Genomic DNA, 18,676 nt, shown 5'->3' with positions numbered 1-18,676 from the left:
CGCGTCCGAAGTACCTGGAAAGCATTGGACATCATCAACTGGGACTTCGCTGCCCAGAACTTCGCGGCCTGATACCTCGTATCGTATTCGGCTCGCCCTTTGTGAGTCTGATGATGCCGCAATAAAAAACCCCGCCAATTGGCGGGGTTTTTTATTGCGTAACTGATGGGCCAATCATGTATGGCGCTGACAACAGTGCCATACAGTCAGTCTCAGTCAGGTGTCGCACGACGGCCGATGCCACGATAGATCAATCCCTGATTCGCGACATAGCGCGGGTCATAGATATTGCGACCATCGAGTATCAGACCAGTACCCAATTCACGCTTGAGACGTTGCCAATCCGGATTCCAGTAGCACTTCCATTCTGTCACCAGCATCAATGCATCCGCCCCTTCCAGCGCGCCATACATGTTGCCATCCACTAGTTCCAGCAACGGATGAGCACCACAGGCCTCGCCCAGTGCCGACAATGCCGCCGGATCATGAACACGCACCTTGACGCCCTGTGCCCACAACGCTTCAAGCAATGTCAGCACAGGAGCATGATCGATACGCGCCGTGCCTGGCTTGAATGCTGCTCCCCAGATAGCCACCGTGCGCCCACGTAACTCACCATCAAAGTGCTGCCACAACTTGCGGAACAGCGTCTCTTTCTTGGCCTCATTGATGTCAAGGACATGCTCAAGCAGCATCGACTCACGTCCGGTCTGGTGCTGAACATCTGCCAGACGCATCAAATCACGTGAGAAATTGGGACCACCGAAGCCACAGCCAGGGTACAGATAACCGAACCCGATACGCGGATCAGCTCCCATACCCTGACGAACATACTCCACGTCAACACCAAGAGAGTCCGACAACCCCGCCACTTCGTTCATGTAGCTGATGCGCGTCGCCAACATGCCATTGATGGCGAGTTTCGTCAGCTCCGCGGCACGGCGTGGCATGATCTGGAAGACATCTTCACGACGATTGAAGGCGCGCAGTAGCTCCTGAACCCGTTGCGTTGCGATCTCAGATTCACTCCCCAGCAGCCAGCGCGCTGGCCGTTCGAACGTCTCCAGTGAGCGACCTTCTTCGAGCATGTCAGGCAAGGCGACGGCAAACTGGTCATCACGCGGCAGCAGCGCCTCAAAGCGTTCAGTCGTCCCTACCGGGAAGGTGGAGTTATTGATCACGATCATCGGCTCATCCAGTATCGCCACCATCTGTTCCAGACGTGTCAGCGCGCTTTCACGCTGGTCCGGTGATACGGCGATCCAGTGAATATCGATCCGATGCAACTCATCAGGACTTTCCACCAGCGTCAGGTCTCCCCGCTGCTGATGACGATCAAGGCGCTCACGCAGTCCAGGCTCACTATTCAGCCAGTCGACACGATCAAGTGCCGCCCAATCCATATCTTCATGCGGCCACCACCAGACGCGATGACCCACACTTGCCAGAGCGGCGCTAGCCGTTGCCGCCGCTAGTTCGCTTCCGTGCACCAGCACCTGCATGGCTTATTTCTCCTGGTAGCGAGCAAGAAGCTCACGGAAGCCTTCACCGAACTTCGGGTGGCGCTTGGCAAAGGATATGATAGCTTCGAGATAGCCAAGCTGATGGCCACAATCATAGGTGTCACCCGCCATACGATATGCTGCGACAGCTTTATCATCGCGTAGCGCGTCGATGGCATCAGTCAGCTGGATCTCACCACCAGCGCCTGGTTGAGTCTGCTCAAGTAACTCAAAGATGCGCCCTGGCAACAGATAACGCCCGATGACAGCCAGAGTGGAGGGTTCAGTACCTGGCGCCGGTTTCTCGACCATGCCGGTGATCAGCGCAGACTTGCCCGCTTCTGGTGTTTCGCCATCGATGGCGACGATGCCGTACTTGTACGCCATGTCCTGCGGCACGTTCTCGACCATGATCTGCGCAGCACCGGTGGCCTCATAGGCCTCTATCATACGTGCCAGATCATTCTTCTCGAGGCCTTCACCATCAACGAGTACGTCAGGTAGCAGGACCACGAACGGCTCATCACCGATGACAGGCTTGGCACAGAGCACTGCATGGCCGAGCCCCAACGGCTCTGGCTGGCGAACGCTGATGATCTTGACATCATCGGGAATGATGTTGCGTAACTCTTCGAGAAGCTCGAACTTGCCCTTGGCTTCCAGCGTCGTTTCCAGCTCGAAGTGCTTGTCGAAGTGATTCTCGATGGCATTCTTGCTGGAATGCGTTACCAGCACGATTTCCTTGATACCCGCCGCCACCGCTTCTTCCACCACATACTGGATCACCGGCTTGTCGACAATGGTGATCATTTCCTTGGGGATAGCCTTGGAGGCCGGGAGGCAACGTGTGCCGAGGCCGGCAACCGGCAGAACAGCCTTGCGTATCATGAAGCGTCTTCCTTGTGTCTATGTCATGGCAAAAGCTTGCGAACAGCAATGCCGAGTAACCGCCATCGAAACCATTCGACGGCTATCCCTAAATATACGCAGGGATTATGCCAGTTTGAGCCGCAAGTGCGAAATCCCTGCATATCAGCGTGTTAATGACATCTCGATTTTCTCAGCCGCGCATCGCACGGCCCAATAGCGCCCCAACACCGTCGCTATCTGGAGACTCCACAACGCCGTGCTCGGTCACGATAGCATCAATATAGTGATGCGGCGTGACGTCAAACACCGGATTGAAGACTTCAATTTCATCAGGGGCAATCTGGCGATTACCCGCCTGGCGGAGCTCACTGGCGTCACGCGTCTCGATGGGAATGTCATCGCCACTGGTCAGCGTGGCATCAAAGGTCGCCAAGGGGGCAACCACCATGACCTTGATACCATGCGCCCGCGCCTGCACTGCAAGCGAAAAGGTGCCTATCTTGTTGGCAGTGTCACCATTGGCAGCGATACGATCAGCACCAACGATCAACCAGCGCAGCCCCTGCGGTGACTGCACACCTTGCTGCATGATCAATGAGGCAGCACCCTCGACAGCCAGCCGAGCAGGAATCTTTTCCTGGACCAGCTCCCACGCCGTCAAGCGGGAGCCCTGCCACCAGGGTCGGGTCTCATTGACATGCACCCGCGTGATGAGCCCTTGAGCATATGCCGTACGGATGACGCCCAGAGCCGTCCCATGTCCCCCCGTGGCGAGCGCACCGGTATTGCAATGTGTCATCACCTCGCATTGTGTCACGCCATCCTCGAGGGAGGCAGCAATGACCTGCGCGCCAAATTCGGCCATACGCAGGTTATCTTCCAGGTCTTGCTCATGAATGCGTTTGGCCTCGCGCAGCAAGGCGTCATAAGGCGCCTTCGTACTCGAACCATGCGCCTTGATCACATCGCGCATACGCCCCAGTGCCCAAAACAGATTGACTGCCGTAGGACGCGAGGACGCAAGAACATCGCAAGCCGTGGCAAGACGTGTTTGCCAGTCATCAGCTTCACGTAGAGAGACCGAGGCTTCCAGCGCGACACCATATGCAGCCGCAATACCGATAGCCGGCGCGCCTCTCACCACCATGTCAGTGATCGCACATGCAACGCCCTGAGCATTTTCAAGCAAGACTTCCTGCGTTTCTCCGGGTAATAACCTCTGATCAAGCAATGCCAGCCTAACAATGTCACGTTCTAAAGCATTGGAACGTGCTTGCTGGCTAACCCAGCGGATCGGAATCAGGCTCATGACCACTCCCTGTTGATGCACATAATGATGGGAATGCACCGATATCATTCGTGACAGGTGCATAACGTCAACAACGCAAGTCACCGTTGCAACGAGTTTTTTCCCCATACCGCTGACCCGCGACGACTGGCGGATTAGAATGGAGGAATCGTGCCCGAGCGTAGCGCGCCTGTACAGGCCCAGCACGCTCACATGCAGCACTTCCGTGACGGTAAGGATCCGATGATGAGTCATAGCGACGCCAAGCAAGATGCCAATGCCACTACTCCGGATTACCTGGGTAATGTTGATGCCGGTGAGATTGCCAAGTTTTCCGCATTGGCTAGCCGCTGGTGGGACCGCGACAGTGAATTCAAACCGCTACACGACATCAACCCCCTCCGCGTCGACTATATCGACACTCATGCTGGCTTGGCCGGTAAACGAGTGATTGATGTGGGCTGCGGCGGTGGCATCCTGTCTGAAGCCATGGCGCACCGTGGTGCGCAGGTGACCGGGATTGACATGGGTGAGGCACCGCTATCGGTGGCACGTCTTCACCAACTGGAGTCCGGGGTCGAAGTGGATTATCGCCAGACAACAGCGGAAGCCGCCGCAGAAGAGATGGCCGGTCAGTTCGATATCGTGACTTGCCTGGAGATGCTCGAGCATGTGCCGGACCCATCATCGGTCATCGCTGCGTGTGCACGCCTGGTCAAGCCCGGCGGAAAGGTCTTCTTCTCGACCATCAACCGTAACCCCAAAGCCTATACCTTCGCCATTCTGGGCGCTGAGTATCTGCTGAAAATGCTGCCACGCGGTACACATGAATACAGCAAGTTCATTCGTCCGTCTGAGCTGGGTAACTGGGTGCGCAGTGCGGGACTCAAGATGGAAGGCAGCACCGGAATGACCTACAACCCGCTGACCAGGAAATATCGCCTCAATCCCCAAGATCTGTCGGTCAATTATCTGATGCACACGCGACGCCCAACTGTAGAAGAATTGGCATGAGCCTCCCCGCCGCACTGCCTCGCCCAGCAGCATTGATCTTTGATCTGGACGGTACTCTCGTCGATACCGCGCCAGATCTCGCACGTGCAACGAATGAGCTGCGCCAGCATCATGGGCTGCCACTACTCGACTATGACGTCATTCGTGCCGAAGTCTCTCACGGTGGGAGTGCTCTTGTGATGCTGGCGCTTGGCTTCGCACTTGAACATCCTCAGCACGCTGAAGAACGCACACGCCTGCTCGCGTTTTATGCCAATGATGTCGCCGCCGAAAGCGTGTTGTTTCCCGGCTACGATGTCCTTATCGCGGCATGTGAACGCGCTTCACTCCCTTGGGGCATCGTCACCAATAAACCACGCCAATTCGCAGCTCCTTTGATCGAAGCGCTACAGTTGACGCCAGGTTGCCTTCTTTGTGCCGATGACCTACCCGTCAAGAAGCCACACCCAGAACCTTTATGGGAGGCGGCGCGACGCTTGAACGCCGAAGCCACTGAATGCTGGTATCTCGGGGACCACGACCGTGACATGCAAGCTGCACGCGCTGCTGGCATGCTCGCAGTGGCAGTGCGCTATGGCTATGTTCGTATAGGAGATGATGTGGATGCTTGGCCTGCTGATGTCTGGTTTGACACCTCGGAAGAAGTGGTCAATGCAGCCCTGAGAGCTGCCGGACTACATTGAGTCATGAGCGGGTCAACGGTGTCCTCCCTATCATCGCCTAGTAGATTATCAGTCCGCTCGGTGACGTGCCCTTCTTGCTCTGCTTAACAAAAATGCGCCGCGGCAATTGCCGGCGGCGCATTTCTATATCGAGGCTGAAAACTTGCAGCCATAGCTCAAGGAATATTGATGCGTCTTAAGCTTTAGGCGGTTGTGCATCAAACATTTCGCCAGTGTGCCCTCGGCTCTCGGGTCCGATCAACCACAAATAGGTCGGTATGATATCGGCAGGTGTCCGTAGTGTTTGCGGATCTTCCGCCGGAAACGCCGACTTTCGCATTGCCGTGCGTGTACCACCAGGATTGAGCGTATTGACGCGCACCTGACTGGTGTTTTCCAGCTCCTGAGCCAGTAATTGGGAAAACCCTTCTGTTGCAAACTTGGAGACGCTATAAGCCCCCCAGAAGGCGCGTCCTTTACGACCCACGCTCGAACTCGTCAGCACAACAGACGCATCACTAGAGGCCTTTAACAGAGGTAGCAGCGCCTGCACCATCCAGATGGGACCGTTGATATTGACCTGCATGACCTGCTCCCACAGGGCAGGATCATATTGCTCAAAGGGAGTGATCTTTCCCAGTAGACTAGCGTTATGCAGTATGCCATCGAGGCGTCCAAATTCCTTGTCCAGCGTTTCTGCCATCTGCTGATAATCTTTCAGCGTAGCGCCTTCGAAGTTAAGCGGATAAATGGCGGGTTGTGGGGCACCTAACGATTCGATGTCATCATAGACTTCTTCCAACTTGGCAATGGTTCTGCCCAGCAATATCACTGTGGCACCGTGGCGCGCATATTCAACTGCTGCTTCACGTCCGATGCCTGACCCTGCCCCCGTCACGAGAATGACACGCCCTTTCAGCAAATCTTCTGGCGCATGATAGTTGATCTTGCATTCTGCCATGGTGATATCCCGTCCTGGCCGCCCGCCTCGCGCACCACAAGGTCGCACAAGCAAGCGGATGTAGTGAATCATGACATGCGAGCACATGTCAGAACGCATAAAGCCCGTCTTGTTAGAATAACGGATTATTCTAACAAGACGGGCTTTATGGAATACATTCTGTCTTACGCACCAGAGGCGAGGAAGTCCTTGGCCATAGTACCGGCCTTGCTGTCCGGATACTGTTTTACCAGAGTCTGGAGCAACGTACGACTTTCCTGCGCTTTACCTTGGCGTGCCTTGACCAGGCCCAGCTTATACATCGCATCCGGCACCTTGCTGGATTGAGAGTACTCACTGATCACTGTATCGAAGGCTTGTGCAGAGGCATCCAGTTGATTCTTGGCAGAATACAACTCACCCAGCCAATAATGTGCATTAGCAGCGAGGTTGGAATCACCATGATCAACCACGAATGCTTCGAAGGCGACAATAGCACCATCAAAGTCCCTGGATTGAACCTTGGCAAACGCATTCTCATAATCTTTCTGAGCATCACCATTACTGGCTGCACTGCTGGCAGTACTCGCGCTACCACTGACCGCTGATGCGGCCTGTGCATCGACGACCTGACCGTTCTCACCGGCAGAATTTCCGCCAGAGACTCGCTGTTCAAGATCCAGATATCGTTGCTGCGACATCTCGGTCATCCGTTTGAACTGGTATTCCAATTCATCGACTCGACCACGAAGTCGTGCAATTTCCTGTGCCTGTTCATCAAGCTGGTTGAGAAGGGTCAGGGTGCCGCCACCACTCAAGCGAGTATTGGCCTGCTGATAGAGGGAGTTTGACTGTGCGGTAAGATCCTCGACCGCGGGTGCGGCCATAACGGATAACGGGAGCAACAAGGCTCCCGCACCGCACAACCATTTCAGGCTGTGTTTCATGCTGTCGCTCCGCCGAATCATCATGGTATCGCGTGACCAGGCCCGGGAATCAAGGCAACCTTTTCCCCCGGGCCTGCTCAACACAAGTTCCTAGCGTCTCCTGTCACATCTCAGATGTGGTCAGAGAGAGTGCAGAACTTAGTAGTCGAAGACCACACGACGGTTCTTGGCGTAGGAAGATTCGCCATGGCCCTGAACAGCCGGACGCTCTTCGCCGTAAGACACGATTTCGATCTGTGACGGAGAAACACCCTGGACAGTCAGGAAGCGTGCGACAGACTTGGCACGACGCTCGCCCAGACCCAGATTGTATTCACGAGTGCCGCGCTCATCAGCGTGACCTTCGAGAACAGCATTAGCGCTGGTGTTGGCTTTCAGATACTGAGCGTGACCCATCAGGACACTTTCGAATTCAGGACGGATGGTGTCCTTGTTGAATGCGAAGTAGATAGTGCGCACGTTAGGCATGGACGCGTCGCCCATCTGGTTGCCGCTAGTGTTGGCACCAGAGTTCATACCGGCAGTGTTTGCGCCGCTATTGGCAGAATCCATGTCGCCGTCCTGAGCGCCGCCGCTGCTGGAACAACCGGCCATGACGCTGAGGGACAGGGCAACCAACAGACCTTTTGCATACGGGGTGAACTGCATTGTAAAACTCCTTGCTCTAATGGGTACGAATGCCAAGCCTTTCTTTTAGTGGCTCGGGTGCATTCTAGTGGTTTAGTTCAGGTACGGCGACCACGCAGGTTCACGCACATCGCCTTGTGGTGACGGCAGGGAAAATTGAGCCCTTCCGTCTGCCGACACCTCGCCCAGGACCCCTCGGGTTCCTTGCTGAGTGGCATATATCACCATAGTACCATTCGGTGCAATACTTGGTGATTCATCCCACTGAGTTTCTGTCAGGGATGTCACCCGGCCGGTCTTCAGATCCTGCTTGGCAACCTGATAACCATTGCCTGAGCGGTTGATCATGAATAGGGTTTCTCCATCAGACGTCAGGCGTCCGCGAGAGTTGTAATTGCCAGTGAACGTCAGGCGTTCAGTGCCGCCGGACAGATCAAGACGGTAGATCTGTGGCGATCCTGCACGGTCAGACGTAAATACCATACCGCTACCATCTGGCAGCCAATCCGGCTCGGTATCGATGGCAGGGTTATTGGTCAAACGCTTGAATTGGCGACTGGCAATATCCATCACATAAATTTCTGGCTGGCCATCCTTCGAGAGTGCCATCGCAAGCTTGCGGCCATCAGGTGACCATGCAGGAGCACCATTGATGCCGCGGAAACCCGTCAGCTTGGCGCGACGTCCACTGCCGAGCTCTTGGACATAAATGGCAGGACGCTCAGACTCGAAACTCACATAAGCCAATTTTTTGCCATCAGGCGACCAGGCCGGAGACATGATCGGCTCATCAGAAGCAAGAATCTCTTGGCTATTATGACCATCCGAGTCGGCAACATACAACGCAAAGCGGATATTGTCACCTACTCCATTGGCGGTAATGTATGCGATTTTTGTAGAGAAAGCACCGCGAATCCCAGTAATTTCTTCAAAAACTTCATCACTAATGTAGTGACCACGCGCGCGCAATTCTCCATTGCTACCGGTGATGACTTCACCAAGCATACGCTTGTTGCCTAGCACATCCATCAACTCATACTGGATGCTATAGCCGCCGTTGCTAGCGGACTTAACCTGGCCAACCACTATATAGCTGGCGCCTAGACGCTTCCAGTCATTGACAAAGACATCCTGGGTCGTCCCGGGCAATGCCACAAGATTATCGCGCTTGATCGGTTCGAACTGGCCACTGCGCGCCAGGTCATCCGAGACAATGCGTGCCAAATCCTGAGGCAGACTCCCACCGGTCAGATTTTCGAACGGCACAATTGCAATCGGCGTAGCACTGTCATTGCCCTTGGTAATTTCAATGGTCAGGTCAGCCCTTGCCATACTGGTGACTACCAGCAGAGCGGCCGCCATCATCCATGTGGTCAATCGTCTCATCGGCCCAGGTCCTCTGGATTGAAGTACAGATCAAAGTTTCGGAACTTGCTTCTCGCTCCCGAAGGTAGCTGCTGCAACTCCGTAAACGGGGCGGCTTTTTGTACCGCTTGAATCGCTGAGCGATCAAAGACGGAATCACCACTACTCTTTTTTACCGCAGCCGAGACCAGCTCACCCGTCGGTAATAATGAAACCCGAAGAGTTACCGTCTTGCCAGGCGTAGTGCCCGACGGGCGGCTCCAGTTCTGGCCAACATATTTCTTGACCAGGTCTACAAAGCCATTGGCAGCCTGGGCTGCCTGCTTCGCGCCACTGATAGCATCACTTTCGTTATCGATAAGACTGTCGAGCGAACCTGCGGATGCCTGAGCTGCCTTTTCCGCTAATGCTTTTTTGCGCGCAGACTCTGCAGCTGATTTCTTACGCGACTCCTCAGCAGCCTTTTCCTTGGCAGCCTTCTCTTTCGCCGCTTTTTCAGCTGCGGCCTTGGCGGCTTTATCTTTCTCAGCCTTTTCCGCAGCGGCTTTTGCCTTGGCTGCCTTATCGGCATCTGTCTTCTTGGCTTCAGCGTCGGCCTTGGCTTTAGCAGCCTTATCAGCATTCGCTTTCTTGCGCGCCTCCTCAGCAGCCTTCTCCTTTTTGGCCTTTTCTTGCTCGGCCTTGGCTTTGGCAGCTTTCTCAGCGTCGGCTTTCTTCAGCGCCTCTTCCTTGGCCTGCTTTTCAGCTTCAGCCTTCTTGCGATCAAGTGCAATCGCCTTGGCTTCTTCAGCACGACGCGCGGCATCAGCCTTGGCCTGCGCAGCAGCTTCTGCTGCCGCCTTCTGCTCGGCTTTCAGCTGCTCAGCAGCCTCGGCCTGTGCCTCTGCTTTCTCCTGCTCGGCAGCCTTCTGTTGCTGTGCCTTTAACTCAGAAGCTTTTTCAAGAGCAGCACTCTTTTGTTGCTGTGCTGCCAGCTCAGCTTCCTTCGCCGCCTTTTCCTTGGCGCTTTGCTGCTCATTGGCCTTTTCTGCAGCATCACGCGCCTTGCTGGCCTTGGCCTGCTGAGCTTGGTTAGTCGTGGTTTCGGTACTGACCAGCGTGGCATTGACGATGGTATTACTGGTCTGTTCCGGCTCAGATTCTGGCCAACTTACCAAGGTCAGAATCAGGATCACCAGATGCAGGCCTACGGCCAGCACCACTGGTAGCCCTAACCCGACCCGTTGCTCGATTTCCGGCTGACTCATGCATCAGCCCTCATTCGGTGGTTCTGAAATCAGCCCGACATTGGGTACACCTGCGCCCTGAAGCGTACTCATCAGCCCCATGACATCTCCATAAGGTGCCGTTTTAGCACCCTTGACCAGCACCGGCGTCTTGGGCTTTTCAGCCACAATCGCCGCAACCTTGCTACCCAGTTCATCCAGTGCTACCGGAGAGCGCTTGTCTTCATCAGAACCCATATCGATGTAGTAATTACCACTATCATCGAGTGAAACGATCAGTGGCGTGACATCATCCGGATTATCGATGGGCTTGGAGGTCACCTTGGGGAGTTCGACTTGAACGCCCTGCGTCATCATGGGGGCCGTGATCATGAAAATGACCAACAACACCAGCATGACGTCGATGAAGGGCACCACATTGATTTCTGAGGACAGCTTACGCTTGTGTCCTCTGCTATACGGTCCTTTCATTGCCTACCTCCTTTCAAGCGTCGTTGCTGCCACGGCTGTGCAGATTACGATGCAGAATGGAGTGGAGTTCTTCTGCGAAGTCCTCATAACGCCCCAGTAGTTGATCAGCACGGCTGGCAAGACGGTTATAGAAGATGACTGCAGGAATCGCCGCGAACAGACCCATGGCAGTCGCCACCAGTGCCTCTGCAATCCAGGGTGCCACCGTGGTCAGTGTCGCTTGCTGAGCAGTACCCAGCGCCTGGAATGAGCCCATGATGCCCCATACCGTCCCGAACAGGCCCACATAAGGGCTAACAGAGCTGACTGTCGCCAGAAACGGCAAACTGATGTTAAGGCGCTCTTCCTCGCGTGACAGCGTGACACGCATGCTGCGCTGCACACCGTCCATCACGGCTTGTGCATCATCCGATTTTGGCTTGAGTCGGCTATATTCGCGGAAGCCGGCACGGAACACGCCCGCAGCACCGGGAGTCGCTTCTTCATCACTAGGCAATTCACGATAAAGGTGATTCAGATCAACGCCTGACCAGAAGCGTTTTTCGAACGCTGTATAAGCCTTCTTGGCGCGCGACAAGGCCATGCCACGTTGAAAAATCAGTACCCAGGAGGCAATGGAAGCCGCCAGCAGTATCACCATGACTACCTGAACCACCAGACTGGCGTTCACGAACAGCGAAATGATCGACATCGAATCTTCCACGGAATTCCCTCTTTACTTGGTTCAGTGAGTGCCACTGACTCTCAGTGACACCATTAAAAATGGGCTGAAATACATATCTCGCACTAGCGAGTTCTGCATCTCTTGCTTTCTTCAGACCTCAAGTGCACTCAGCAATTCAACTGGCCAGCGACGCGGCCTGAAGGAGGCAGCATCAACACAGACAATCACTACCTCGGCTTCACACAATAACGTGCCTTCTCTGAGTGATTGCTGCTGAAAGGTCAAGCGCGCACCATGAAGCTCGCCGGCCAATGCGGTAACTGTCAGAAGGTCATCCAGATACGCCGGACGAAGATAACGACTTGTGACACTGTGCACTACCAACTGGATCCCTTTTTCAAGCAATGCTTGCTGAGAGAAACCACGCTCTCGCAACCATTCACTACGGGCACGCTCCATGAAGCGCAGATAGTTCACGTAATAGACGATGCCGCCAGCGTCAGTATCCTCGATATAGACACGCACAATGTGACGAAAACATGGAGCATCACTAATTAACGACATTTTCTCGTTCCTGGATGTCATGACGCATCACATCCGTCCTGAGACAGGCGCGACTGGTCTTCGCGAGGCGTGATACCAAAGTGCAGATAAGCAGAACGTGTGACAAGACGCCCACGCGCCGTGCGCATCATGAAGCCTTGCTGAATCAAATACGGCTCAAACACATCCTCGATTGTGTCACGCTCTTCGCCAATGGCGGCGGCGAGAGAGTCTACGCCTACCGGCCCACCATCAAATTTCTCTATCATGGCGAGCAGTAAGCGACGGTCCATGTTATCCAATCCGTGACTGTCGACATTGAGCATATTGAGCGCTTTATCGGCCACTTCAAGCGTCAAACGTCCGTCTGAACGCACCTCGGCGAAATCACGCACACGCCGAAGTAGACGATTAGCGATACGCGGAGTACCTCGTGATCTACGGGCGATTTCAAGCGCACCGTCCATCTCGACTTCCATTCCCGATAACTTGGCGCTCCGCGCCACTATGCTGGTCAGCGACTCGATATCGTAAAACTCAAGACGCTGAACGATGCCAAATCTGTCCCTCAACGGCGCCGTCAGCAAACCCGCGCGGGTGGTTGCACCCACTAGCGTGAATCGTGGCAGCTCCAGCTTTATCGAACGTGCAGCAGGGCCTTCACCAATCATGATATCAAGCTGATAATCCTCCATCGCGGGATACAGCACTTCCTCGACCGCCGGTGACAGACGATGAATTTCGTCGATGAAGAGAACATCACCTTCCTGAAGATTGGTCAGCATGGCAGCCAAGTCCCCTGCCCGCTCCAGCACTGGTCCTGATGTCGATTTGATATCGACATCCATCTCGCTCGCAATAATGTGCGCCAGCGTTGTCTTGCCAAGTCCGGGCGGTCCGAATACCAAGGTATGGTCCAGACTGTCGCCACGTTGACGGGCTGCGCTGATGAATATCTCCATCTGCTCACGCACCACCGGCTGTCCGATGTACTCACTCAACGTACGCGGGCGATTGGCACGGTCTACCCGTTCTTCCGGGTCATGCGTCGCTGCAGAGATCAGTCGGTCCGACTCCATCATGATACTTGCTCAACTCCTGATGCCCCATGTTGCATGTATGGGACAGTGACGAGAGACGGATGGCAGGGAGCGTGCAACGATCTTGCGCTTTAACGTCAGAGCGCGCACTTTCTATCCCACTTATCCGTCACTCCCTAGTCAATAAAACCAATCACATTGCCTGCTTTCTCAAAGCAAAACTATCAGCCACATAATATGAGGCCTAGCTGGCCATCTTGCGTGCCAGTGCAGCTTTGATCAGGGCTTCCGTAGAGGCACCTGATTCAAGCCCGGACAGCATCTTGGCTGCTTCAACGGGCTTGTATCCCAACGAGACAAGCGCGGCTTCGGCATCCGCCAGTGGGTGCGTGATCGGCGGCTGAGGCTGCGAAGCGCGCTCCATCTCATTGAGACCATCATCTGTCGACACGGTCCAATGTTTGAGACGGTCACGCATTTCAATGATCAGACGATCAGCCGTTTTCTTGCCGACACCCGGCAAGCGCGTCAGTGCACGGCTATCTTCGTCATGAACGCAACGAATGAAATCACCTTGCTCCATGCCAGAGAGAATGGCGAGCGCCAAACGCGGACCGACACCAGAAATCTTGATCAGCTCACGAAAGAGACGGCGCTCTGGCTCCTTGCCAAAGCCATACAGCAACTGAGCATCTTCACGCACCACAAGATGCGTGAAAAGCTGGCAGTCTTGACCTACCGGCGGCAGTCCCAACAAGGTATTCATCGATGCTTCAAGCTCATACCCCACACCGTGCACATCAAGCACCAGATGAGGAGGCTGCTTTTCAAGCAGTCGTCCGGTTAGACGTCCAATCATGTTTCAGTCAGTCCTTTTCTACAGTGATGTGTACTGGGCATATTTCCCAGCCCCCTTCACTGCTCTGATGATGACATTGCGGGCAAGCCTACCAAAGATGAAGCGTCGGCGGCATGTCCGAGTGTTAAGACGATTTTGTCGCACGATCATGACAGTCAGCAGGAACACTCTCCTGACGCTTCATCATTATCGTATCAACAAGCGGCGCAATTCTCTGCGCACTATCACGGCAGCAGGCTTACAAGTGACTGAATAAATGGCATTTATTGAGCACAATATCGTATTTATACCTGATAGGCACATTACTTGTCTGGCTCGAATCCCCGCCAGCTACTACTACGTCGTATACGTGAGCCCTTGCGATTGCCAGTGGCACCCAGCCCTAACGTCTCTAGCTGAGCACTACTCGGCGTGAGACGACGACGGGCAAAGCAATGCGTCAGAGCAATCGCCAAGGCATCTGCAGCGTCTGCCTGCGGCGTGGCCGAGAGCTTCAGCGTATGTGTGACCATGTGCTGTACCTGTAGCTTGTCTGCCGCTCCAGAGCCGGTCACCGCTTGCTTTATCTGCCGCGGTCCGTATTCGGAGACAGGTAAACCATGATTGGCAGCACAGACAATGGCAGCCCCGCGTGCCTGACCTAGCTTGAGCGCAGAATCTGCATTCTTTGACATGAAGACCTGCTCGATGGCGAACTCGGCTGGACAGTGCAGAGCTATCACTTCGCTGATACCGGCGTAGATCTGCGCGAGGCGCTGATCAAGACTGACCTGCGACATCCGGATACATCCACTGTCCACATAGCGTGGTTGCGCTGCCGACACGTCCAGCACGCCATAACCGGTCAAACGCGAGCCAGGGTCAATTCCAAGAATGATCATGCGACGCTCTCGTCAGTCGAAGTCACTAAAATCTCCTGCAGTTGCTCATAACATCTTCCCAACAACTGTTCATATAACCAGCCACCATGCCATAAAAAAGGCGGTGCGACACCGTTATCCCAGCATTCTCTGCCAGGGCTCAGTATCACACCGCCTATGGGCTTTGAACCCAACGGTATCGCGGACGACCACATTACCCTTGGACTTGCCCGCGATATCGTATGACAGACCTGCTAGATATCAGGCCTGGCCTTCTTCTTCTACCTTCGCTTTCTGACGCAGGCGGATGTTCAACTCCTTGAGCTGCTCACCGCTGACTTCACCCGGTGCGTCAGTCATCATGCAGCCGGCGCTCTGGGTTTTCGGGAAGGCAATCACTTCACGAATGGTCTTCGCGCCAGTCATCAGCATTACCAGACGGTCGAGACCAAAGGCCAGACCACCATGGGGCGGCGCGCCAAACTTCAGGGCGTCGAGCAGGAAGCCGAATTTCTCTTCCGCTTCTTCTTCGCCGATACCCAATACTTCGAACACGGTACGCTGCATGGCTTGGTCGTGAATACGGATGGAGCCGCCACCCAATTCGGTGCCGTTGATGACCATGTCGTAAGCGCGTGACAGTGCAGTTTCCGGATTTGCCTTGAGCTCTTCCGGGCTGCAGGACGGCGCCGTGAACGGGTGATGCAGCGCGCTCAGGCGGCCGTTGGCATCGGCTTCAAACATCGGGAAATCAATGACCCACAGCGGCGCCCACTCACAGGTATACAGGTTGAGATCTTCACCCAGCTTGACGCGCAGCGCGCCGATCGCTTCGGCAACGATGTTGGACTTGTCGGCACCGAAGAACACGATGTCGCCATCGACGGCGCCACAGCGGTCCAGCACTTCATCAACCACGTCTTCCATGAACTTGACGATCGGCGATTGCAGACCCTCGATGCCCTTGGCGCGCTCATTGACCTTGATCCATGCCAGACCCTTGGCGCCATAAATACCAACGAACTTGGTGTAGGCATCGATTTCCTTGCGCGACAGGCTAGCACCGCCCGGAACACGCAGCGCCGCGACGCGGCCCTTGTCATCCTTGGCCGGGCCGGAGAAGACCTTGAAGTCCACACTGCTCATCAGGTCATCGACATCGACCAGTTCCAGCGGAATACGCAGGTCCGGCTTGTCAGAGCCGAAGCGCTGAATGGCTTCAGAGTACGGCATGGTCGGGAACTTGCCGAAATCGACACCCAGCACTTCCTTGTAGAGGCCACTGATCATGGTCTCGGTCATGCCCATGATGTCCTGCTCGTCGACAAAGCTGGCTTCAAGGTCAATCTGGGTGAATTCCGGCTGACGATCGGCACGCAGATCTTCATCACGGAAGCACTTGGCAATCTGGTAGTAACGGTCAACGCCCGCGACCATCAATAGCTGCTTGAACAGCTGAGGAGACTGCGGCAGTGCAAAGAAGTTGCCGGCATAGGTGCGGCTCGGCACCAGATAGTCACGTGCACCTTCTGGCGTGGCGCGCGTCAGGATCGGCGTCTCGATATCGAGGAAGCCAAGTGCTTCAAGCTGGGCACGCACACTGTGGGTAATGCGTGAACGCAGACGCAACTTCTCAATCATGTCGGGACGACGCAGATCGATGTAGCGATACTTGAGGCGAACTTCCTCACCGACCTTGTTGTGGTCGTCAAGCTGGAACGGTGGAGTCTGTGCAGTGTTGAGCACCTCAACATCCTTGGCCAGCACCTCGATCATGCCTGTCGGCATATTCGGGTTCTGGGTACCTTCCGGCCGCATACGGATACGGCCCTTGATACGCAGAACATACTCGCTACGCACTTTGTCGGCAGTGGCGAAGGCATCGACGGTATCAGGATCGACAACGATCTGGGCGATACCATCACGGTCGCGCATATCGAGGAAGATGACGCCACCGTGATCGCGACGGCGGTGCACCCACCCGCACAGAGTGACATCCTGATCGATCAGGGTCTCGTTCAGTTTGCCGCAATAGTGGCTGCGCATGTTGTTTCCTTGTTGCTCAAATTCGTGATCGATACGCGCACTGCGTACCTGTCTCAGTGGCCGTTGGTAATGACGTCTGTGATAACTGATTTCCATCACTGACTTTCAGAAAGTGCTGTCACGAAGCGCTGTCATTACCACCGGCCAGATTCTTCTTGTTGCCGGACTTGAAATCCGTCTCGTACCAGCCACTTCCCGCGAGACGGAAGCCGGCGGCAGAAATCAGCTTCTCAAGCTGATCTGCCTTGCATTCCGGACACTCCGTCAGCGGCGCAGCGCTGATTTTCTGCAACTTGTCCATCCGATGGCCACAGGCCTTACAGTGGTATTCATAGATCGGCATGGTTTTTCTTTCCTGACAATACTGGGCGAAAACTGCAGGGGCAGCTCACACACCATGACAAAGTTATGCCTTGCGGCGTACCTTAAGCTTGAGTGCGCCGCGAATGCCCCAATGTCGCAACATTCACGGGCGATGCCTCTAGCACACGTACATAAGGCCAGTTGAGCGGCTTTCAAGTCAAAGCGAAAGGGGCACATTATAGCGTGCTCGGCCCCGTGCGGGGCAACACCCTCAGACAATCCCTCACAAGGCATTGTCTGCTAGGTCTCATTGCCGACTCTATCCTGCAACCTCACCTAGTCACGAGGAACAAGATGTCTGATCAAAATCGCACTTCTCAGGTAGATTCCACTCCGTCCTCCAGCCTGACTTCTCCTCTCCCGCAAGCGGTAATGCTCGATGCAGCCTCACTGGGTGATGGCATGGACTTCAGCCAGTTGCAGGCAGGCGTGAATGGGCTGATCTGCCATGAAGCAACTCAGCCCGATGAAGTGGTTGAACGTCTGACAGGCGTACCTATCGTGTTGGTGAACAAGGTACGCCTGGAAGCACATCATCTTACGCAGTTACCCAAGCTTGAATTGATCGCTGTCATGGCGACAGGCACCAACAATGTGGATATCGCTGCCGCTGAGGCGCAGGGAATTCGTGTGATGAACGTCAATGCCTACGGCACAGCATCCGTGGCCCAGCACACATGGATGCTGTTGCTGGCACTGGCGGGGCGCTTAGCCAGCTATCAGACAGATGTCGCGGAAGGTGACTGGCAACGTAGCGCCACGTTCTGCCTGATGCACCGCCCAGTCATCCAGTTGGCTGGCAAACACCTGGTCATCGTCGGCAAGGGCGAGCTTGGCAGTGCTGTCGGCAAGCTGGGTGAGGCCTTCGGCATGCGCGTGACCTTTGCCGCTCGCCCGGGTAGTGAGCCGACAGCCGAGCGGCCCAGCGTTGCAAGTTTATTACCCGAGGCAGATGCCATCAGCTTGCATTGCCCGTTGACGCCAGAAACCCGGCACCTGATTGATGAAACGGCGTTGTCGCAACTGAAGCCCGGTGCATTACTGGTCAACTGTGCTCGTGGTGGCATCATTGACGAGTCAGCAGCCCTTGAAGCACTGAAATCTGGTCGACTGGGGGGGCTTGCAGTGGATAGCCTGCCGGTAGAACCCCCCAAGGAAGGCCATGAGTTGCTGTCAGCGCTTGCAGACATGCGTCGCGATCAGAGCAAGGCGCTGAATTTGATCGTTACACCACACAACGCATGGATCAGCCAGGAAGCCCGTCAGAACATGCTGAATCTGAGCCTGGCCAACATTGACACCTATTTGCGTAACAAGGCGTCTGGCGAGAACCTGAAGCAAGGAAAGTGAGTGGTCTGAATCAGGTAATAACGCATAGAGAGTAAGGCC

Annotated in this window: 19 protein-coding genes; 3 read left to right on the top strand and 16 right to left on the bottom strand. The window is 55.1% G+C overall.

The window, feature by feature from the left end:
* Positions 1-212: 212 nt before the first annotated feature.
* The 3 genes from BF12_RS0114655 to mtnA all read right to left on the bottom strand — a co-directional run bounded on the left by BF12_RS0114655 (position 213) and on the right by mtnA (position 3,681).
* Entirely contained in the window at positions 213-1,502 is a 1,290-nt protein-coding gene (locus BF12_RS0114655; RefSeq protein WP_024952923.1) for a nucleotide sugar dehydrogenase, read from the bottom strand.
* Positions 1,503-1,505: 3 nt separating this feature from the next.
* The gene (gene galU / locus BF12_RS0114650) at positions 1,506-2,390 is read right to left on the bottom strand and encodes a UTP--glucose-1-phosphate uridylyltransferase GalU (protein ID WP_024952922.1); all 885 of its coding nucleotides are present in this window, start codon (positions 2,388-2,390) and stop codon (positions 1,506-1,508) included.
* 172 nt (positions 2,391-2,562) lie between these two features.
* Complete coding sequence (gene mtnA, locus BF12_RS0114645; protein WP_035160257.1) at positions 2,563-3,681, bottom strand: S-methyl-5-thioribose-1-phosphate isomerase; 1,119 nt, start codon at positions 3,679-3,681, stop codon at positions 2,563-2,565.
* Between the two features lie 225 nt (positions 3,682-3,906).
* On the opposite strand from mtnA, the gene ubiG reads away from it, so the two are divergent.
* Complete coding sequence (ubiG, locus tag BF12_RS0114640; protein WP_035160276.1) at positions 3,907-4,674, top strand: bifunctional 2-polyprenyl-6-hydroxyphenol methylase/3-demethylubiquinol 3-O-methyltransferase UbiG; 768 nt, start codon at positions 3,907-3,909, stop codon at positions 4,672-4,674.
* Entirely contained in the window at positions 4,671-5,357 is a 687-nt protein-coding gene (locus tag BF12_RS0114635) for an HAD-IA family hydrolase (RefSeq protein ID WP_024952919.1), read from the top strand. Before ubiG ends, BF12_RS0114635 begins: the two co-directional genes overlap by 4 nt.
* Positions 5,358-5,532: 175 nt before the next feature.
* Here BF12_RS0114635 and BF12_RS0114630 read toward each other — a convergent pair whose 3' ends face one another.
* The 13 genes from BF12_RS0114630 to BF12_RS0114570 all read right to left on the bottom strand — a co-directional run bounded on the left by BF12_RS0114630 (position 5,533) and on the right by BF12_RS0114570 (position 17,267).
* Positions 5,533-6,297: a YciK family oxidoreductase gene (locus BF12_RS0114630; RefSeq protein WP_024952918.1), complete on the bottom strand. Its 765-nt coding sequence runs from the start codon at positions 6,295-6,297 to the stop codon at positions 5,533-5,535.
* Positions 6,298-6,461: 164 nt separating this feature from the next.
* Complete coding sequence (gene ybgF / locus BF12_RS0114625; protein WP_024952917.1) at positions 6,462-7,223, bottom strand: tol-pal system protein YbgF; 762 nt, start codon at positions 7,221-7,223, stop codon at positions 6,462-6,464.
* Between the two features lie 138 nt (positions 7,224-7,361).
* A complete protein-coding gene (gene pal / locus BF12_RS0114620; protein ID WP_024952916.1) occupies positions 7,362-7,871 on the bottom strand; it encodes a peptidoglycan-associated lipoprotein Pal in 510 nt (169 codons plus the stop codon).
* A gap of 72 nt (positions 7,872-7,943) precedes the next feature.
* Positions 7,944-9,236: a Tol-Pal system beta propeller repeat protein TolB gene (gene tolB / locus BF12_RS0114615; protein WP_024952915.1), complete on the bottom strand. Its 1,293-nt coding sequence runs from the start codon at positions 9,234-9,236 to the stop codon at positions 7,944-7,946.
* Entirely contained in the window at positions 9,233-10,462 is a 1,230-nt protein-coding gene (tolA, locus tag BF12_RS0114610) for a cell envelope integrity protein TolA (protein WP_024952914.1), read from the bottom strand. The genes tolB and tolA overlap by 4 nt, the downstream gene beginning before the upstream one ends.
* Before the next feature lie 3 nt (positions 10,463-10,465).
* Positions 10,466-10,912 carry a protein TolR gene (gene tolR / locus BF12_RS0114605; RefSeq protein WP_024952913.1) on the bottom strand — a complete coding sequence of 149 codons (447 nt, stop codon included), beginning with the start codon at positions 10,910-10,912 and terminating at the stop codon, positions 10,466-10,468.
* A gap of 13 nt (positions 10,913-10,925) precedes the next feature.
* On the bottom strand, positions 10,926-11,603 hold the full coding sequence (gene tolQ / locus BF12_RS0114600) for a protein TolQ (RefSeq protein ID WP_035160274.1): 678 nt from the start codon (positions 11,601-11,603) through the stop codon (positions 10,926-10,928).
* 123 nt (positions 11,604-11,726) lie between these two features.
* Complete coding sequence (gene ybgC / locus BF12_RS0114595; RefSeq protein ID WP_051511042.1) at positions 11,727-12,140, bottom strand: tol-pal system-associated acyl-CoA thioesterase; 414 nt, start codon at positions 12,138-12,140, stop codon at positions 11,727-11,729.
* A 17-nt stretch (positions 12,141-12,157) separates the two neighbouring features.
* Positions 12,158-13,201 (bottom strand): Holliday junction branch migration DNA helicase RuvB, encoded by a 1,044-nt coding sequence (gene ruvB, locus BF12_RS0114590; protein WP_024952910.1) that lies wholly within the window; start codon positions 13,199-13,201, stop codon positions 12,158-12,160.
* 202 nt (positions 13,202-13,403) lie between these two features.
* Positions 13,404-14,018, bottom strand: a complete 615-nt coding sequence (gene ruvA / locus BF12_RS0114585) for a Holliday junction branch migration protein RuvA (protein ID WP_024952909.1) — start codon at positions 14,016-14,018, stop codon at positions 13,404-13,406.
* Between the two features lie 302 nt (positions 14,019-14,320).
* A complete protein-coding gene (gene ruvC, locus BF12_RS0114580) occupies positions 14,321-14,899 on the bottom strand; it encodes a crossover junction endodeoxyribonuclease RuvC (protein WP_024952908.1) in 579 nt (192 codons plus the stop codon).
* A gap of 240 nt (positions 14,900-15,139) precedes the next feature.
* Entirely contained in the window at positions 15,140-16,924 is a 1,785-nt protein-coding gene (gene aspS / locus BF12_RS0114575) for an aspartate--tRNA ligase (RefSeq protein WP_024952907.1), read from the bottom strand.
* Positions 16,925-17,042: 118 nt separating this feature from the next.
* The gene (locus BF12_RS0114570) at positions 17,043-17,267 is read right to left on the bottom strand and encodes an FmdB family zinc ribbon protein (protein WP_024952906.1); all 225 of its coding nucleotides are present in this window, start codon (positions 17,265-17,267) and stop codon (positions 17,043-17,045) included.
* 314 nt (positions 17,268-17,581) lie between these two features.
* On the opposite strand from BF12_RS0114570, the gene BF12_RS0114565 reads away from it, so the two are divergent.
* Complete coding sequence (locus BF12_RS0114565; protein WP_024952905.1) at positions 17,582-18,637, top strand: NAD(P)-dependent oxidoreductase; 1,056 nt, start codon at positions 17,582-17,584, stop codon at positions 18,635-18,637.
* Positions 18,638-18,676: the final 39 nt, after the last annotated feature.

The organism is Cobetia crustatorum, from assembly GCF_000591415.1.
Lineage (GTDB): Bacteria > Pseudomonadota > Gammaproteobacteria > Pseudomonadales > Halomonadaceae > Cobetia > Cobetia crustatorum.
This window is presented reverse-complemented; position numbering and strand designations above follow the sequence as displayed.

What these genes read in the sequence shown, in the direction of transcription:
- pal (WP_024952916.1), bottom strand. Translation starts at nt 7,871, where the DNA reads ATGCAGTTCACCCCGTATGCAAAAGGTCTGTTGGTTGCCCTGTCCCTC.
- galU (WP_024952922.1), bottom strand. Translation starts at nt 2,390, where the DNA reads ATGATACGCAAGGCTGTTCTGCCGGTTGCCGGCCTCGGCACACGTTGC.
- tolA (WP_024952914.1), bottom strand. Translation starts at nt 10,462, where the DNA reads ATGAGTCAGCCGGAAATCGAGCAACGGGTCGGGTTAGGGCTACCAGTG.
- ruvA (WP_024952909.1), bottom strand. Translation starts at nt 14,018, where the DNA reads ATGATTGGACGTCTAACCGGACGACTGCTTGAAAAGCAGCCTCCTCAT.
- ybgC (WP_051511042.1), bottom strand. Translation starts at nt 12,140, where the DNA reads ATGTCGTTAATTAGTGATGCTCCATGTTTTCGTCACATTGTGCGTGTC.
- mtnA (WP_035160257.1), bottom strand. Translation starts at nt 3,681, where the DNA reads ATGAGCCTGATTCCGATCCGCTGGGTTAGCCAGCAAGCACGTTCCAAT.
- BF12_RS0114565 (WP_024952905.1), top strand. Translation starts at nt 17,582, where the DNA reads ATGTCTGATCAAAATCGCACTTCTCAGGTAGATTCCACTCCGTCCTCC.
- BF12_RS0114635 (WP_024952919.1), top strand. Translation starts at nt 4,671, where the DNA reads ATGAGCCTCCCCGCCGCACTGCCTCGCCCAGCAGCATTGATCTTTGAT.
- ruvC (WP_024952908.1), bottom strand. Translation starts at nt 14,899, where the DNA reads ATGATCATTCTTGGAATTGACCCTGGCTCGCGTTTGACCGGTTATGGC.
- tolQ (WP_035160274.1), bottom strand. Translation starts at nt 11,603, where the DNA reads ATGTCGATCATTTCGCTGTTCGTGAACGCCAGTCTGGTGGTTCAGGTA.
- aspS (WP_024952907.1), bottom strand. Translation starts at nt 16,924, where the DNA reads ATGCGCAGCCACTATTGCGGCAAACTGAACGAGACCCTGATCGATCAG.
- ybgF (WP_024952917.1), bottom strand. Translation starts at nt 7,223, where the DNA reads ATGAAACACAGCCTGAAATGGTTGTGCGGTGCGGGAGCCTTGTTGCTC.
- BF12_RS0114630 (WP_024952918.1), bottom strand. Translation starts at nt 6,297, where the DNA reads ATGGCAGAATGCAAGATCAACTATCATGCGCCAGAAGATTTGCTGAAA.
- tolB (WP_024952915.1), bottom strand. Translation starts at nt 9,236, where the DNA reads ATGAGACGATTGACCACATGGATGATGGCGGCCGCTCTGCTGGTAGTC.
- tolR (WP_024952913.1), bottom strand. Translation starts at nt 10,912, where the DNA reads ATGAAAGGACCGTATAGCAGAGGACACAAGCGTAAGCTGTCCTCAGAA.
- BF12_RS0114570 (WP_024952906.1), bottom strand. Translation starts at nt 17,267, where the DNA reads ATGCCGATCTATGAATACCACTGTAAGGCCTGTGGCCATCGGATGGAC.
- ubiG (WP_035160276.1), top strand. Translation starts at nt 3,907, where the DNA reads ATGAGTCATAGCGACGCCAAGCAAGATGCCAATGCCACTACTCCGGAT.
- ruvB (WP_024952910.1), bottom strand. Translation starts at nt 13,201, where the DNA reads ATGATGGAGTCGGACCGACTGATCTCTGCAGCGACGCATGACCCGGAA.
- BF12_RS0114655 (WP_024952923.1), bottom strand. Translation starts at nt 1,502, where the DNA reads ATGCAGGTGCTGGTGCACGGAAGCGAACTAGCGGCGGCAACGGCTAGC.